Below are 15,817 nucleotides of genomic sequence, written 5' to 3'. Positions count from 1 at the left end.
CATGCATGTCCATGATACGCCGAATGGCTCTGTTTGGATGACTCTAGGTTCGCGGCACGGCGCCCAGCGTCACCGGCTCGGGCGGAAGGGGCGGGCGGGGCCGCAGCCAGATGCCGCGCGCGACGATCTTCACGGCTTCCCAGTGGATGCCGAGGATGACCTTGAAGCTGAGCAGCGGATGCCTCAGCCAGGCCTTCAGAAGGTTGGCGTCGGTGAGCGGCCGATGCTGGCCGCCGAACCTGGCGGTCAGGATCGCGTCGTCCCCGCGCCGCGCCGAGACGTTGACCGCGACAGCCTCGCCCGGCGGCAGGATCTCGAAGTCGTAGGTCAGGTCCATGTCCATGAACGGCGAGACGAAGAAGCGCTTGGGCGCGCTCTGCCGCACCGGCGCGACGCCCGGCCCAACGCCGGGTTCTGGCGCCGCCGCCAGATAGCTGTGGCGCTGGCCGAAGGTGTTGCGCACCTCATAGAGGATCGCCGCCAGTTCCCCGTCCGCGCGGTGGCAGAAATAGAGGCTCAGCGGATTGAAGCCGTAGCCTAGGATGCGGGGCATGCAGAGCAGGCGGATCGGACCATCGGCGACAATGCCCGCCTCGGCGAGACGCGCGCGGGCATAGGCCTTGAGGTCGCCGCCCGAGCGGTCGCCGTGATCGGCGGCCCGGAATGACATCAGGCCGAACGGACCGAACTTCAGCACCCGCAGTCTGGCCGCCAGCGCCGACAGCTCGTCCAGGTCCAGCAGAAGCATAAAGATCCGGTAGCGCAGGCGATGCGAGGCGGGCGAGAACCGCCGGTGCGTCACGACCCCCTCGTAGATCGCCGAGGCGCTCATCGTCAGGCCGCCCGTTCGAGCGGCATGGTTCCGCGCAGGGGATGCAGCGGGATGCGGCCGTTCTCGTCGGCCACGGTCCAGGGCCGGCGGACGCCGCCCAGCTGCTCGGCCACGGCGAGGCCGGCCTGCAGGCCGTCCTCGTGGAAGCCCGCGCCGAAATAGGCGCCGCAGAACCAGGTCCGGCGCGCGCCCTGCAGGCTCCAGAGATCGTTCTGCGCCGTCAGGGCGCCGGCGTCGAAGTGCGGGTGCTCGAAGCTGCGGACTTGATGAACCAGCTCCTCGCGCGGCGTGATGTGCGGGTTCAGCGTCACGAACAGCGGCGGCGCGCCCTTCAGGCTCTGCAGGTGGTTCATCCAGTAGCTGACGCAGCCGCTGGCCGGATCGTCGCGACGGCCCAGGTGGTTCCAGCTGGCCCACGCCAGGCGCCGACGCGGCATCAGGCGCTTGTCCTGGTGCAACACCACTTCGTTGGTCGTGTAGCGGAAGGCGCCGAGCACCGTCTGTTCGCGCGCGTCGGCGTCGGCCAACAGTGACAGGGTGGTCGGCGCGTGGGTGGCGAACACCACGTGGTCGAAGGCGCTCTCGCGACCGTCCGCCTCGACGATCTTCACGCCAGTGTCGGACCGCGTCACGGCCTTGATCCGGGCCGACAGTCGAACCTGGCCTTTGAAGGCCGCGGCCAGGGCGTCGACATAGGCGCGGCTGCCGCCGTCCACCGTCCGCCAGGTGCGCCGGCCGACAAAGCGCAGCAGGTCATGGTTCTCGAAGAAGCGGATGAAGGCCGCGGCCGGATGCTCGCCGGCGCCTTCGATCGTCGCCGACCAGATCGCCGCCGCCATCGGCAGCAGGTGGTCCTGGCTCAGCGCCGCGCCATAGCCGTTGTCGCGCAGGTACTGGCTGAGCGACACCACCGGGTCCAGCGTCGCCAGGTGGCCGGGCGCGGTGCGATAGAAGCGGTTCAGGTCGCGCAGCATAGACCAGAAGCGCGGGCGCAGCAGGGCGCTGGGCTGGGCGAACAGCGAGGCCAGGCTCTTGCTGCCGTACTCGAGGTCACCATCGTCCAGCGAGATGGCCAGCGACATGTCGGCGTGCTTTGTCGGCGTGCCCAGATGCCGGAACAGCGCCGTCAGGTTGGGATAGTTGAACTCGTTGTAGACGATGAAGCCCATGTCCACCGGGACCGAGCCCTTCGCCGTCGGGACCTCGACCGTGTGGGCGTGGCCGCCCAGCCGGTCGGCGGACTCGAACAGGGTGACGTCGTGGCGTTGGCTGAGCAGCCAGGCGTTGGAGAGGCCCGAGATCCCGGCGCCGATGACGGCGATCCGCATCGGGACGCCTTCAGGATTCGCCGGAAACTCTCCGTGCATGGGCCTCATCGACGGTCTCCTGGAGTTCGACGCATAGCGCGCGCTTGCTCCTAGCTACGGTCGTGGCCGTCCAGCGGACGAGTGTCGTCAGTGAAGTTTTTCGGGACGACGTCCAAAGCGCTGTCGAAGGGCTCCTGCTGGGGGCGCAGCCGCTCGGGGTCGAAGCCGCCGAGACGCGAGAGCGCCTCCCAGTCGCTGATCCTCAGCACCCCGTTGCGCAAGGTCGCCAAGCCGTCGTCGCGCAAGGTGCGAAGCACGCGATGAACATGCACGACCGAGAGTCCCAGGGCGTCGGCGATGTCGGCCTGGACGGCGGGGAAGTCGCACTTGCCGTCGCCGGCCAGGCGAAGGGCCGTCTGCCGCCAATAGACCTCGCAGAGTAGGTTCGCCGCGCGCGCCAGCGCGGTGCGACGGCCCAGGCCGACCATCCAATTGCGCTGCTGCTGGGCCTCGGTCAGCACCGCGCGGCACAGCGCCGCCAGAAGGCTTGGATGGGCGCGTAACATCGTGCGCAGTTCGCGCGCGGTGGTCATGCGCACCTCGCAGGCGCCAAGCGCGCGGACCTCATAGTCGAGGCCGGCATAGAGACCGCCCAGATCGATCACATCGCCGGGGATGGCGACGCCGAAGATCTGGCGGCCGGACTCTGGCGACACCTGCTGCTTCACCGCCAGGCCGCGCGCCAACAGCCGGAGACGGGCGTGCGCGCCGGCCGCGACGATGACCTGACCTGGCTCGAAACGCGTCGCCTCTTGTGAGCACGTCATAAGATCATCCCGCACGCTTTCGCGCAGCGGACCGAACCGGTCGAGGCTAGCGACCAGCAGCCGGTTCATGTCGAGACCCCGACATGCGAGAGCAGGCGGGCGACAACGAAATGGCGTCCTCGTTCGTTGAGGCGGGGAGCGGTGGAACTTGGCACTACGAAATCTCCGCGAGAGCGCTCCCCCTTAGGCGCGCCCGCGAAGTCCCACCCTAACCTAGGTTAGCGGCGACCATCTTTTGATCGGGTCGCCGGCCCGGTTTCGAACGCAAGGGAGTGGTCTCGCCCGAATGTCCTCGCCGCAAAACATCGCGCCCTTGGTGACCAAGCTGGCGCGCCGCGACGCGCTGTCCGTCGTCGAGCGGGAGGCGCTCAGCGGCCTTCTGGGCCCCGAGCGCGCGGTCAAGGCGGGCGGGGTGCTGATCGCGCCGGGCGACCGGCCCAGCTACAGCACCTTCCTGGTCAGCGGCTTCTGCGCCCGCTTCAACCTGACGACGGCGGGCGGTCGGCAACTGACCGAGATCAACGTCGCCGGCGACTTCGTCGACCTGCACAGCATGCTGATGCGGCAGATGGACCATGGCGTGGTGGCCCTGGACGATTGCGTCGTCGCCTATGCCCAGCACGCCGACCTCCGCCGGCTGACCGAGCAGCATCCGCACCTGGGCCGCCTGCTTTGGCTGGAGACGGTGATCGACGGCGCGATCCATCGGCAGTGGCTGGTGACCATGGGACAGCAGGACGCCGCCAGCCGGCTCGCGCATCTGGTCTGTGAGCTCTACAGGCGTCTGGAGGCGGCGGGCCTAGCCAGCGACGGACAGCTGAAAATCCCGATGACCCAGACCGATCTCGGCGACGTGCTGGGCCTCACGCCGATCCACGTAAACCGGGTGCTGATGGAGCTGCGCCGGGAGGGGCTGATCGCGTGGAAGGGCGGCCAGGTCACCATTCCCGACTGGGACCGCCTGGCCGCCTTCGCCCTGTTCGACCCGACCTACCTGCGCCTGCAACGCGATACGGTCTGAGAGGTCGCCACGGGGTCATTGCGGACGGCGGCCTCCATGACCGGCGTCACGCCGCCTTCGCCGGGAGCGGGGCGGCGATGTGTTCCGGGCGGTCCAGTCTCGCCGCGACGATGTCCCGGATGACCAGGGCCGCCGCCAGCTTCTTGCTGGGAGCGATCCCTTGCGCCCGAACGGCGCCGTCGCGCTCGATCGTGCGCCAAAGCCAGGTCCCGGTCGCTGTCGGGACGATGGTGAAGCGGAGCAGCTTGTCGTCAGGCATCACGCACCCTCACTCGGCCGCGTAGACGAGCGGGTGGGCATGGGCCCACAAGTGTGCACGATAGGTCTCGAAGCACTGCTCGCCGCAGATCAGGCGCATCATCGCGCCCTCGGCGATGAAGCGGGCGCGGGTCGGATCCTCGGCGACCAGAGGGATCAACGCCTCGGCGTTCCAGCCCTTTGAGTGCTCGATGTCGATCTGGGCGTGCAAGGCGAAGTACTTGCGGGCCTCCGGCGAGACGCCAACCCGTTTCAGACCGGCGTCCACGCAGGCGACACGGGTCGGCGCGGTCAGCTCGACGACGCCCAGCGCGCCGATCGAGTGCCAGACATAGCGGCGCGTCGTGGCGAAGGCCGTCATGGTGTTGGCCAGGCACAGCGACTGCCAGAGCGTGGTGTCGATGGTTGGCGTCAGGCCGAGCGTGGCGGTGGTCCGCTCCAGCATCGGGCCGTGCATGCCGCGCGCATTGCCGCGTCCCATTTCGTCCCAGTAGTTGCGGGCCAGCTCCAGCTTGGCGCGGTCGGGGATCTTCACCTGGGTCATGGCGACGAGATCGTCGAAACCCGCCTCGCCGGCGGCTTCCTGGGTCAGGAACCACTTGAGGTCTTCCAGGGCGGCTTCGCCTTCCAGCCAGTCGAACAGCGGGTCCCACTGACCGGGGCCGTGGTCCTTCAGCGCCTCGAACCAGGCCACGAAGCCTTCCGGGTCCTGCGGAACCTCGGCGACAAGCGACGAGACGTGGGCGCGGAAGGCCTCGATGAACTCGCCCTCCAGGCGTTTCATCAGGCGCTCGCGATCCAGGTCCTCGCGCCAGTCGTCCGCGGGCGCGGTCGGCGCCAGGCGATCATGGTTCCAGTACGCCAAGCCCTTGTGCAGGGCCTCCGCGTCGGGGAACCGGGGGCTGAACTGACCAAGACGCGAAAGGCGATCGCCACCAAACATTCGTGCTGCTCCGTGCGCGGGGGAGGAACGGGCGGGCCTCGACGGGATCCCATCGCCGCTCCTCGAAAATGAGACGGGCCGCCGGAATGGCGGCGAGCACCACAAACGGGAGGCGCGCGTGCTCTGTTCCACCAAGGGCGGCGATGGGGCGCTTGCTCGCCCGACGACCCTTGAAATATCTGGCGCGCGCGATCGAAGCCTTCTTCATTTGATGGGCGGGCGCGGCTTCGCGCGAAATGGGAAAGATCGCCCGCGCGTCTTGCGCTTGAATTATACGATAAATAATATTGAGACTTCAGCGGCCGCCCAAGGGCCGCCCGGAGGAAACATGTCTGTCCCGCCCCGTCGCGTCGCTCTGTCGTCCTTGCTCGCCCTGTCGCTGATCAGTCCGCTCGGCTCGGCCTGGGCGGCGCCGAAGACCTATCTGGGCGTCGACATCTCGTACGCCAACGAGATGGAGGACTGCGGCGCGGTCTATCGCGCGGGCGGCAAGACGGTCGAGCCTTACGCCTTCTTCAAGGCCTCGGGCGCTAACCTCGCCCGCATCCGGATCTGGAACAATCCGGACTGGACGGCCTATTCGAACCTGAAGGACGTCAAGCGCAGCATCGCCAAGGCCAAGAAGGCCGGGATGCAGGTGCTGCTCGACTTCCACTATTCGGACGACTGGGCCGACGGCGACAAGCAGATCGCGCCCAAGGCCTGGGCCAAGCTTTCGACTCCGGACCAGGCCAAGGCGCTGTACGCCTTCACCCGCGACACCCTGGCGGAGCTGGATCGCGAGGGCCTGACGCCCGACATGGTCCAGGTCGGCAACGAGACCAACGGCGAGATCGTCTCCAGCCTCGAAAAGGCGAAAGAACCGATAAGATGGGAGCGCAACGCTCTGCTGTTCAACGCCGGGATCAAGGCGGTGCGCGACGCTAGCGCGGCCTCGGCGATCAAGCCCCGGATCATGCTGCACATCGCCCAGCCCGAGAACGTCGAGCCCTGGTTCGCGGCGGCGGCCAAGGCGGGGGTGACCGACTTCGACCTGATCGGGATCAGTTACTACAGCAAGTGGTCCAAGCGCTCGATGCCGGAGCTGGGCCAGACCATCAACCGCCTGCGCCACCTCTACTCGGCCGACGTCGTGGTGGTGGAGACGGCCTATCCATTCACCAACGAGGGGGCGGACGCCTCGCCGAACCTGCTGGGCGAGGATTCGCTGATCCCCGGCTATCCCGCGACCCCGGCCGGCCAGAAGAAGTACCTGACCGACCTGACCCAACTGGTTTTTGCCAACGGCGGGGTGGGGGTCGTCTACTGGGAGCCTGCGTGGCTCTCGACCAAGTGCAAGACCCGTTGGGGCGTCGGCTCGAACTGGGAGAACGCGGCCCTGTTCGACTTCAAGGGCCAGGCGCTTGAAGGCGTCGACTGGCTGAAGACCCCGTATGTCATGCCGGTGGACGTCACGTTCCGAGTGACAGCCCATGGAGAGGCGGCCCGCTTCGTCGACGGCGACTTCCTGGGCGGCGTCGGGCCTCGCCCCATGACGCTGGAGGGGGGCGCTTGGACCTACCGCACGCGGCTGATGCCGGGGGCTTCGGTGACGGCCGCCACGGCGACGGAGCCCTCGGCCGTGGCGGACGCGCCCGCCAAAAGCGCGGCGGTTGGCAAGGGGGCCTCGGTCATCCCGCTCGATTAAAGGCCCGGGCGACTAACGGGTAAGCAGCTTGTCATGTCTGATTGATATGATAATTAGCGCCCAGCTTGTTCTAGATCGTAGGGTAGCCCCGCCGGCTGAAGCGTGGCGCCGCTCCTAAGGGGGAAACCATGACCCGTCATTCCATGCTCTTCGCCGCCGCCAGCGGCTTCGCCATGCTCGTGGCCGCCGGCGCGCACGCCCAAACCGCTCCGGCCGCCGAGTCCGCGCAGGTCGAGGAGGTCGTCGTCACCGGCGTCCGCAAGAGCCTGCGCGACGCCCTGGCCGTGAAGCAGGGCTCCGACAAGGTCGTTGAAGCCATCTCGGCCAAGGACATCGGCGTCCTGCCCGACGTGACCATCGCGGAGTCCATCGCCCGCCTGCCGGGCGTCAACGCCACCCGCGACCGCGGCAACGACAGCCAGGCCGTCGTCCGCGGCCTGGGCGCCCGTCTGGTGCTGGGCACGATCAACAACCGCGAAGTCGCCTCGTCCGAGCCGGACCGCAACGTTCGCTGGGAGATCTATCCGTCGGAAGTCGTCTCCGGCGTCGAGGTCTACAAGTCGCAATCGGCCGACCTGATCGCCGGCGGCGTCGCCGCGACGATCAACATCAACACGATCGCCCCGCTGGACTATCGCGGTCCCGAGTTCGTGGTGCGCGCCGGCCCCGTGTTCTACGACGGCGGCAAGGACATCCCGAACTACGGCACCACCGGCTATCGCGGCTCGGGCTCGTGGGTCCGCAAGATCAACGACGACCTCGCCATCGTCCTGGGCGCCACCGCCCAGCGCCAAAAGAACGGCTACGGCTCTTTCACGGGCTGGGGCTACAACGACAGCAACGCCCGCCCGCCGGCCGGCGCCAGCGACTATTCGAGCGACCTGAACCGCGACGGCAAGCTGGACGCCACCCCGTGGGGCGCTCAGATGTCGGCCAGCCGCATCGACCAGAAGCGCACCGGGATTTCGGGCGGCCTGCAGTACAAGCCGACCGACAACTTCGAACTGAAGGCCGACGCCCTCTATTCGAAGATCAAGATCACCGAGGTTCAGGACCAGACCGTCTGGGGCGCCAACAACTGGGGCAACTGGAACACCGGCACGAACAACATCGGTTGGAATGACGGGGTCTACAACGCCACCGGCGCGTCCTACACGCTGATCAACAACACCGTCGTCGCCGGTCGCCTGCCGTTCAGCTCGGTCCAGACCGTGCTGGCTAAGTACAGCGAAGACAAGGACCTGTTCGCCGGCGGCCTGAACGGCAAGTGGACGGGCGACCAATGGACCGTCGCGGGCGATGTGTCCTACTCCAAGGCCAAGCGCACCAACGCGTGGAAGGCCGTTCGCTTCGAGGCCTGGCCGGCCTGGACGACCTTCGACTGGCGCGCGGGCAAGACCCCGACCATCAGCACCAGCGAAGAGAGCATCAAGCTCAGCCAAACGGCCGATCTGGCCGGTTCGTACGACGGTCCCGAGCACCTGAACGACGAGTTGAAGGCCGCGGCGCTGGACTTCACCCGCGACTTCGGCGGCGGCGCGCTCAAGAGCGTCCAGTTTGGCGTTCGCGCCTCGGATCGCGTCAAGAGCCACAGCAGCTTCAGCTTCGCGCCGACCGCGACGGGCGCGACCATCCCGACCAGCCTGCTGACGGCCTACACCCTGAGCGATGGCGCCAACGTGCCGGCCCTGCTGACGGGTGACATCGACAAGATCGCCGCCATTGCCTACGGGGCGAACGCCTTCGACGTCTCCAAGGCGACCGAGGAGCTGGCCGAGCGCTGGACCGTCCAGGAGAAGGTCTACGAAGGCTACGGCAAGCTGAACTTCGCCGCCGACGGCCCGGCCGGCGCTTGGGTCACCGGCAACATCGGCGCGCGCGTCGTCCACACCGAGACCGACAGCGAGGGCCTGCAACAGAACACCGCCAGCGCCTTCGTGGCCGCCACGGTCGGCAACGACTACACCGACTTCCTGCCCTCGGCGAACGCCAAGCTGGACTTCGGCGGCGGCAAGATCGTGCGCCTGGGCCTGGCCAAGGTCATCGCCCGTCCGCCGCTCGACGAACTGCGCGCCAGCCGCAGCCTGTCGAACTGGTCGCCGTGGACCGGCAGCGCCGGCAACCCGAACCTGAAGCCGTTCGAGGCCACCCAGTTCGACGCCTCGGCCGAATACTACTTCCGTCCGGAAGCCCTGGTGGCGGTGTCTTACTATTACAAGGACGTCGACTCCTACATCGGCTGGAAGCAGACGCCGGTCGTGTTCGGCGGCCAGACCTACACGGTCGCCAGCCCCGCCAATGGCGGCAGCGGCCACATCCAGGGCGTGGAGCTGACCTTCCAGACGCCGTTCTTCTTCCTGCCGGGTCCGTTCGACAAGTTCGGGATCTACTCGAACTACGCCTATGTGGAATCGAACCTGAAGGAGTTCTCGCCGGCCAACAATCCGCTGCGGATGACGGGTCTGGCCAAGAACACCGCCACGGTCGACCTGTGGTACGCCAACGGTCCGGTCGAAGCGCGCCTGGGCTGGAAGTACCACTCGCCGATGACGGTCATCTACGGCTGGAACGGTTCGGATCTGCAGACGCTGGAGAGCGAGAAGACCCTCGACTTCAGCTCGTCCTACAAGATCAGCGAGAGCATCAGCGTCCGCCTGCAGGTCAACAACCTGACCAACGAGACGCTGCGCATGTACCGCGACAACGACCCGAACCGCATCGGTCGCTACGACTCCTATGGTCGTCGCTACCTGATGGACGTCACCTTCAAGTTCTAGAGCGTCAATCCTCCCTGACGTTCCCTGCGCTGGGGAGGAGGCCGCACGCCTCCTCCCCATTTTTTTGATTTATCGAGAGGCTCGTCCCATGGCCCAGATCAACCGACGCCAGGCTCTGGCCGCCGCTGGGGGCGCCGCCCTCCTGGCCAACGCTTCGCGCGCCGCCGTGGCGGCTGTCGCAGCGCCGACCGCGACCATTGACATGGCGCCGCGCGAGCGCTCCTCGCTAGACTTCGGCTGGCGCTTCGCTCTGGGCCACGCCTCCGATCCTTCCAAGGACTTCGATTTTGGCGGCAATCAACGCACCTACGCCAAGGCCGGCGCTGATGCGCCCAACTGGTGGGTCGCCGCCGCCGCGCAGAAGACCTTCGACGACAGCGCCTGGAAGCCGGTGACCCTGCCGCACGACTGGGCGGTCGAGCTGCCGTTCGTCGAAAACCCCGAATATAAGCCCTCGGGCAAGCCTGACGACGAGGATGTGCTGGCCGCGCACGGCTACAAGGCGCTGGGGCGTCGCTTCCCCGAGAACAGCGTCGGCTGGTATCGCAAGACCTTCGCTCTGCCGGCCAGCGACGCCGGCAAGCGCCTGTCGATCGAGTTCGACGGCGCGTTCCGCGACACCATCGTGATGGTCAACGGCTACATCCTCGAGCGCGAGGAGAGCGGCTATTCGCCATTCCGCGTCGACATCACCGACATCGCCAACATCGGCGGCGACAACCTGATCACCGTGCGCGTCGACGCCAGCCTGGGCGAGGGCTGGTTCTACGAAGGGGCGGGGCTCTATCGCCACGTCTGGCTGGTCAAGACCGCGCCGGTGCACGTGCCACAGTGGGGCGTCTTCGTCCGCGCCAAGGTCGACGGCACGGTCCAGATCGACACCGACCTCGTCAACGAGTCCGACGCGGCCCAGGCCTTCGAAGTCTCGCATGCCGTGCTGGACGCGACCGGCAAGCCCGTCCTGGCCGTCGCGCCCGCCGCCGGCCGCCTGCCGGCCTGGGAGCGCCAGAGCCTGTCCCAGACCGTGACCCTGGCCAATCCGGTGCTGTGGTCCCTGGAGAACCCGCATCTCTACACCTTGGTCACCGAGACCAAGGTCGGCGGCGCGGTTGTCGACCGCTTCGTCACGCGCTTCGGCGTGCGCTCGATCCGTTTCGATCCGGCCAACGGCTTCTTCCTGAACGACAAGCCGGTGAAGCTGAAGGGCAGCTGCAATCACCAGGACCACGCCGGCGTCGGCGCGGCGATCCCCGACGCCCTGCAGGTCTGGCGGCTGGAGCAGCTGAAGTCGATGGGCTCCAACGCCTATCGCGCCGCGCACAATCCGCCGACGCCGGAATTGCTGGACGCCTGCGACCGCCTGGGGATCCTGGTCATCGACGAGACCCGCCGGATGTCCAGCGATCCGACCTCGCTGGACGAACTGGAGCGCCTGGTCCGCCGCGACCGCAATCACCCCTCGGTGATCCTGTGGTCGATCGGCAACGAGGAGCCGCAGCAGGCCACCGCGCGCGGCGTCAAGGTCGCCAAGACCATGAAGCGCCTGGTCAACCGGCTCGATCCGACCCGCTTGGTCACCGCAGCGATGGACAACGGCTTTGGCGAGGGGATCAGCGCGGTCATCGACGTCCAGGGCTTCAACTATCGCCACGAGAAGATGGACGACTTCCACGCCCGCTTCCCGAACGTGCCGATCATCGGCACCGAGAGCGCCAGCGTGGTGACGACGCGCGGCGAGTACGTCCGCGACGAGGCCAAGAGCTATGTGCCGGCCTATGACACCGACCACCCCTGGTGGGCGACGACGGCCGAGAAATGGTGGAGCCACGCGGTCGACCGCCCCTGGATGGCCGGCGGCTTCATCTGGACCGGCTTCGACTATCGCGGCGAGCCGACGCCGTTTAACCGCTGGCCCAGCATCAGCTCGCACTTCGGGGCTTTCGACACCTGCGGCTTCCCGAAGGACAACTACTATTACTACCGCGCCTGGTGGCGGCCCGAGCCGCTGCTGCACCTCTTGCCGCACTGGAACTGGGAAGGCCGCGAGGGCCAGCCGATCGCGGTCTGGGCGCACAGCAACTGCGACAAGGTCGAGCTGTTCCTCAACGGCAAGAGCCAGGGCATGCGCGAGGTGAAGGCCAACCGCCACGTCGAATGGTCCGTACCCTACGCGCCGGGCGTGATCGAGGCGCACGGCTACAAGAACGGCAAGGTCATCCTGCGCGCGCGTCGCGAGACCGCCGGTCCGGCCGCCGCCCTGCGCCTGACCGCCGACCGCGTCCGCCTCGCCGCCGACGGCCAGGACGTGGCGGTGCTGAAGGTCGAGGTGCTGGACGCCAAGGGCCGTCCCGTTCCGCGCGCCGAGGACCTGGTGCGTTTCGAGCTTTCCGGTCCGATCGACCTGATCGGCGTCGGCAACGGCAACCCCACCAGTCACGAGCCGGACGTCGCGCTCCAGCGCAAGGCGTTCAATGGGCTGGCCCAGGGGATCGTCCGTACCCAACAGAATCAGGCGGGGCGGTGCAGGGTGGTCGTCAGCGCCGCCGGGCTCAAAAGCGCCGCCCTGGACGTCACGGTCGCCTGACGCCGCAATGCGGTAATTTCGTGAGCCGCTGCGAGACGAACGTCAGAGATGGCGTTCGTCTCGATGTGTTTCTACGCACGGAAACCGGTTACCACGTTGAAATAGTCAACCTTCTAGCGAAGGTCGGGGCATGGCCTTGTGTGGCGCCGCCGAAGAGGGGCTCGGAAGCGGTCCATTTGTAATAGAAATGGCCCGAAAAACTGCTTGAAAAAAGATTGCTAGCGCTGTCATTTTGGCATTGCGGCAGTGGTGGACCGATGTTACCGCTAACTCGTCTCTCGTGCCCTGGTTGTCCATCAGGCGCCCGGAACGGGAAGAGCGGCCGGGAAATGCTTCCGGATCGTAACAATAACATCGCCCCATAGAGGGCATTATTAGGGGGAACGGCTATGAAGCGGCTTCGTCGCTTGAACGCGTCTGCCTCTTGCGTCGCCATCACGGCGGCCATGTTCGCCAGCCCGGCGCTGGCTCAGCAGACTCCAAACACCACCGTCGATGAAATCATCATCACGGGCATTCGCGCCTCGCTCGAGCGTTCGATCGAGATCAAGCGCACCAACAGCGGCGTCGTTGACGCCATCTCGGCCGAAGACATCGGCAAGTTCCCGGACACCAACCTGGCTGAATCGCTGCAGCGGATCACCGGCGTGTCCATCGACCGCACCAACGGCGAAGGCTCTCAGGTCACGGTCCGCGGCTTCGGCGGCGGCTTCAACCTGGTGACCCTCAACGGCCGCACCATGCCGACGGCCAACGTCGCCACGGTCGGCGGCGACCAGTCGTCGGACACCGCCGGCGGCACCAGCCGTTCGTTCGACTTCTCGAACCTCGCCTCGGAAGGCGTGACCACGCTGGAGGTCTACAAGACCGGCCGCGCGGCCATTCCGTCGGGCGGTATCGGCGCCACGATCAACGTCAAGACCCGCCACCCGCTGGACGCTCGCGAGAGCGGCCTGAGCGGCAGCGTCGGCGTCAAGGGCGTCTACGACCAGGGCATGGACAAGAAGGTCGACGACTTCGGCCACAAGATCACGCCGGAAGTCTCGGGCCTGCTGAACTGGACCGACGACGACAAGAAGTTCGGCGTCGCCCTGTTCGGCGCCTACCAGAAGCGCGACTTCACCAGCCGCAGCGTCACGTCGAACGACTGGAACATCCGCACCTATTCGGATTTCATCAATCCGGCCAACGGCTTCGTCCGCAACGGCGGCGCGACCCAGATCACCAACGCGCCGTCCAGCGGCTCGACCCTGGTCGCGATCCCCAACGACAGCCGCTACCACTTCTCGCAAGGCGAGCGTGAGCGGATCAACGGCCAGCTGACGGCGCAATACCGTCCAACCGACAGCCTGACGATCACCGCCGACGCGCTGTATGCGGAGAATAAGTCGTTCGAACGCCGCAACGACAGCACCAACTGGTTCAACCGTCCGTTCGACAAGGTCACCTTCGACAACAACCCCGTCGTGGCCACCGCCGTCCTGCTGTCGGAAACGCTCAGCGGCACCAAGGATATGGGCTTCGAGCAGCAGTATCGCAGCAACAAGGACACCCTGAAGTCGTTCGGCCTGAACGCGGACTGGGATCTCTCGGACCGCGTCCGCGTCCGCCTGGACGGCCACATCTCGAAGGCAGACTCGGGTCCTGACTCGTCGAACGGCACCAGCTCGACCACCGTGTCGATCGGCGCGCCGATCGTCGCCTCGCACTCGGTCGACTACAGCGGTACGGTTCCGATCCAGAAGATCACGATCAACGACGCGGCCCCGCGCGGCAACGGCAACGGCGTGATGGATGTCGGCGACCTGGGCAGCCAGGTGGCCCGCACCTGGACCAACCGCCAGCAGCACGAAGTCAAGGAAATCCGGGGCGACCTGACCTGGGATCTCGACGACAACGGCAGCCGCTTCGACGCCGGTTTCAACTACCGCACCTCGAAGATGGTCCAATCGTCCAGCTCGACGCAGCAGGACCTGGGCAGCTGGGGCATCTCGAACCCCCGCGACGTCCAGCAGTACGCCGGCAGCCTGGTCAAGGCCTTCTGCATGGCCTGCCAGTTCAACGACTTTGATCTGCAGCAGAGCGGCGCGGGCCTCGTCTCGTTCCGGGCCAACGCGATCGACCTCTACAACGCCATGTCGGCCCCGTATGTCGCCAAGGGCAACGCGGTCGGCATCACGGGACAAGCCCGCAACCAGGTCGACGAAGACATCCTGGCCGGCTACGCCCAGGTCACCTGGAAGTCCGAACTGGCTGGCCGTCCGGCGACCCTGGTCACCGGCGTCCGCTACGAGCGCACCGACGTGACGTCGACCTCGCTCATCCGGACTCCCAGCGCCATCGTCTGGACCGCCGACAACGACTTCCGCCTCGACACCGCCAGCACCTATTCGCCGCTGTCGGGCAAGGGCAAGTACAACAACCTGCTGCCGGCCCTGGATTTCAGCGTTGATCTTCGTGACAACCTGATCGGCCGCTTCTCGTTCAGCCGCACCATCGCCCGTCCGGACTACGGCAACCTGTTCGCCGCCCAGACGGTCGGCACGCCGAACCGTCCGGTCTCCAACGGGGCCATCCCGCTGGGCACGAGCGGCAACCCGGACCTGGAGCCGCTGATCTCGGACAACTTCGACGTCTCGCTGGAATGGTACTACAAGCCCAGCAGCTTCATCACGGCCGGCTTCTTCGAGAAGCGCGTGAACAACTTCGTCGGCACGGGCACCTTCACCCAGAACCTGTTTGGTCTGCGTGACGTCAGCTCCGGCGCGGACGGCACCCGTTCGGGCACCGCCAAGGCGCTCCTGACGGCCATCGGCGCCGACCAGACCGACGTCAACCTGTTCACGATGACCGCCCTGCTGCAGACCACCGGCTCTTCGGCGGCGGCTCAGGCCCAGTTCCAGGCCAACCGCATCGCTGGCGGCGACCTGAACCAAGCCTTCGTCGACCAGATCCTGGCGGCGGTGGATATCTCGCCGAACAGCACTGATCCGCTGATGAACTTCCAAGTTTCCAAGCCGATCAACAACCGCACCGGCAAGATCCACGGCTTCGAAATCGCGGCTCAGCACTTCTTCGGCGACACCGGCATCGGTATCTCGGGCGCCTATACGATGGTGCGCGGCGATGTCGAATTCGACAACGGCGCGAGCCCGTCGCAAGACCAGTTCGCTCTGCTGGGTCTGTCGGACACGGCCAACGCCACGCTGATCTACGACAAGAACGGCATCTCGGCGCGCCTGACCTACAACTGGCGAGACAAGTTCCTGCAAGCCACCAACCGTGGTGGTTCGCGGAACCCGGTCTATGTCGCGCCCTTCACGCAGATCGACTTCAACATCAGCTACGACGTCACGCCGAAGCTGGCGGTTTCGCTGGAAGGCATCAACCTGACCAAGGAGCACGTCCGCACCTATGCTCGCGATCCGAACCAGCTGTGGTTCGCTCAAGAGCTGGACCGCCGCTTCCTGCTCGGCGCTCGCTACCGCTTCTAGGGCCGGAAGTCTCCTGGAAGCCTAGGGAGGGGCCGCCGCGCTTGCGGCGGCCCCTTTCTTCCTTTGAAGTACGCGTCTGACAGCGTG

Annotated in this window: 10 protein-coding genes; 5 read left to right on the top strand and 5 right to left on the bottom strand. The window is 66.7% G+C overall.

Annotation, left to right across the window (positions count from 1 at the left end; genetic code table 11):
• Positions 1-43: 43 nt before the first annotated feature.
• From CSW60_RS06045 to CSW60_RS06035, 3 genes are all read right to left on the bottom strand, one after another.
• Positions 44-832, bottom strand: coding sequence for a DUF1365 domain-containing protein (locus CSW60_RS06045; RefSeq protein WP_099536377.1), 789 nt, complete (start codon positions 830-832; stop codon positions 44-46).
• Between the two features lie 2 nt (positions 833-834).
• Positions 835-2,160, bottom strand: a complete 1,326-nt coding sequence (locus CSW60_RS06040) for an NAD(P)/FAD-dependent oxidoreductase (RefSeq protein WP_236634224.1) — start codon at positions 2,158-2,160, stop codon at positions 835-837.
• A gap of 89 nt (positions 2,161-2,249) precedes the next feature.
• The gene (locus tag CSW60_RS06035) at positions 2,250-3,035 is read right to left on the bottom strand and encodes a Crp/Fnr family transcriptional regulator (RefSeq protein WP_099536375.1); all 786 of its coding nucleotides are present in this window, start codon (positions 3,033-3,035) and stop codon (positions 2,250-2,252) included.
• A 217-nt stretch (positions 3,036-3,252) separates the two neighbouring features.
• On the opposite strand from CSW60_RS06035, the gene CSW60_RS06030 reads away from it, so the two are divergent.
• Positions 3,253-3,987, top strand: a complete 735-nt coding sequence (locus CSW60_RS06030) for a Crp/Fnr family transcriptional regulator (protein WP_099536374.1) — start codon at positions 3,253-3,255, stop codon at positions 3,985-3,987.
• A gap of 46 nt (positions 3,988-4,033) precedes the next feature.
• Here the strand turns inward: CSW60_RS06030 and CSW60_RS06025 are convergent, their stop codons facing one another.
• Together CSW60_RS06025 and CSW60_RS06020 are read right to left on the bottom strand one after the other, a co-directional pair.
• Positions 4,034-4,246, bottom strand: coding sequence for a hypothetical protein (locus CSW60_RS06025; protein ID WP_099536373.1), 213 nt, complete (start codon positions 4,244-4,246; stop codon positions 4,034-4,036).
• Positions 4,247-4,255: 9 nt separating this feature from the next.
• Complete coding sequence (locus CSW60_RS06020; RefSeq protein ID WP_099536372.1) at positions 4,256-5,188, bottom strand: iron-containing redox enzyme family protein; 933 nt, start codon at positions 5,186-5,188, stop codon at positions 4,256-4,258.
• 328 nt (positions 5,189-5,516) lie between these two features.
• On the opposite strand from CSW60_RS06020, the gene CSW60_RS06015 reads away from it, so the two are divergent.
• From CSW60_RS06015 to CSW60_RS06000, 4 genes are all read left to right on the top strand, one after another.
• Positions 5,517-6,875 carry an arabinogalactan endo-1,4-beta-galactosidase gene (locus tag CSW60_RS06015; protein ID WP_099536371.1) on the top strand — a complete coding sequence of 453 codons (1,359 nt, stop codon included), beginning with the start codon at positions 5,517-5,519 and terminating at the stop codon, positions 6,873-6,875.
• A gap of 128 nt (positions 6,876-7,003) precedes the next feature.
• Entirely contained in the window at positions 7,004-9,652 is a 2,649-nt protein-coding gene (locus CSW60_RS06010) for a TonB-dependent receptor (protein ID WP_099536370.1), read from the top strand.
• Between the two features lie 88 nt (positions 9,653-9,740).
• Positions 9,741-12,236, top strand: a complete 2,496-nt coding sequence (gene galA, locus CSW60_RS06005) for a beta-galactosidase GalA (protein ID WP_099536369.1) — start codon at positions 9,741-9,743, stop codon at positions 12,234-12,236.
• 389 nt (positions 12,237-12,625) lie between these two features.
• Entirely contained in the window at positions 12,626-15,730 is a 3,105-nt protein-coding gene (locus CSW60_RS06000; protein ID WP_099536368.1) for a TonB-dependent receptor, read from the top strand.
• The last annotated feature ends 87 nt before the right edge of the window (positions 15,731-15,817 follow it).

Origin of the sequence: Caulobacter sp. X (genome assembly GCF_002742635.1) — a bacterium.
Lineage (GTDB): Bacteria > Pseudomonadota > Alphaproteobacteria > Caulobacterales > Caulobacteraceae > Caulobacter.
The sequence above is the reverse complement of the archived record's forward strand: the minus strand, read 5'-3'. Positions and strand labels throughout refer to the sequence as shown.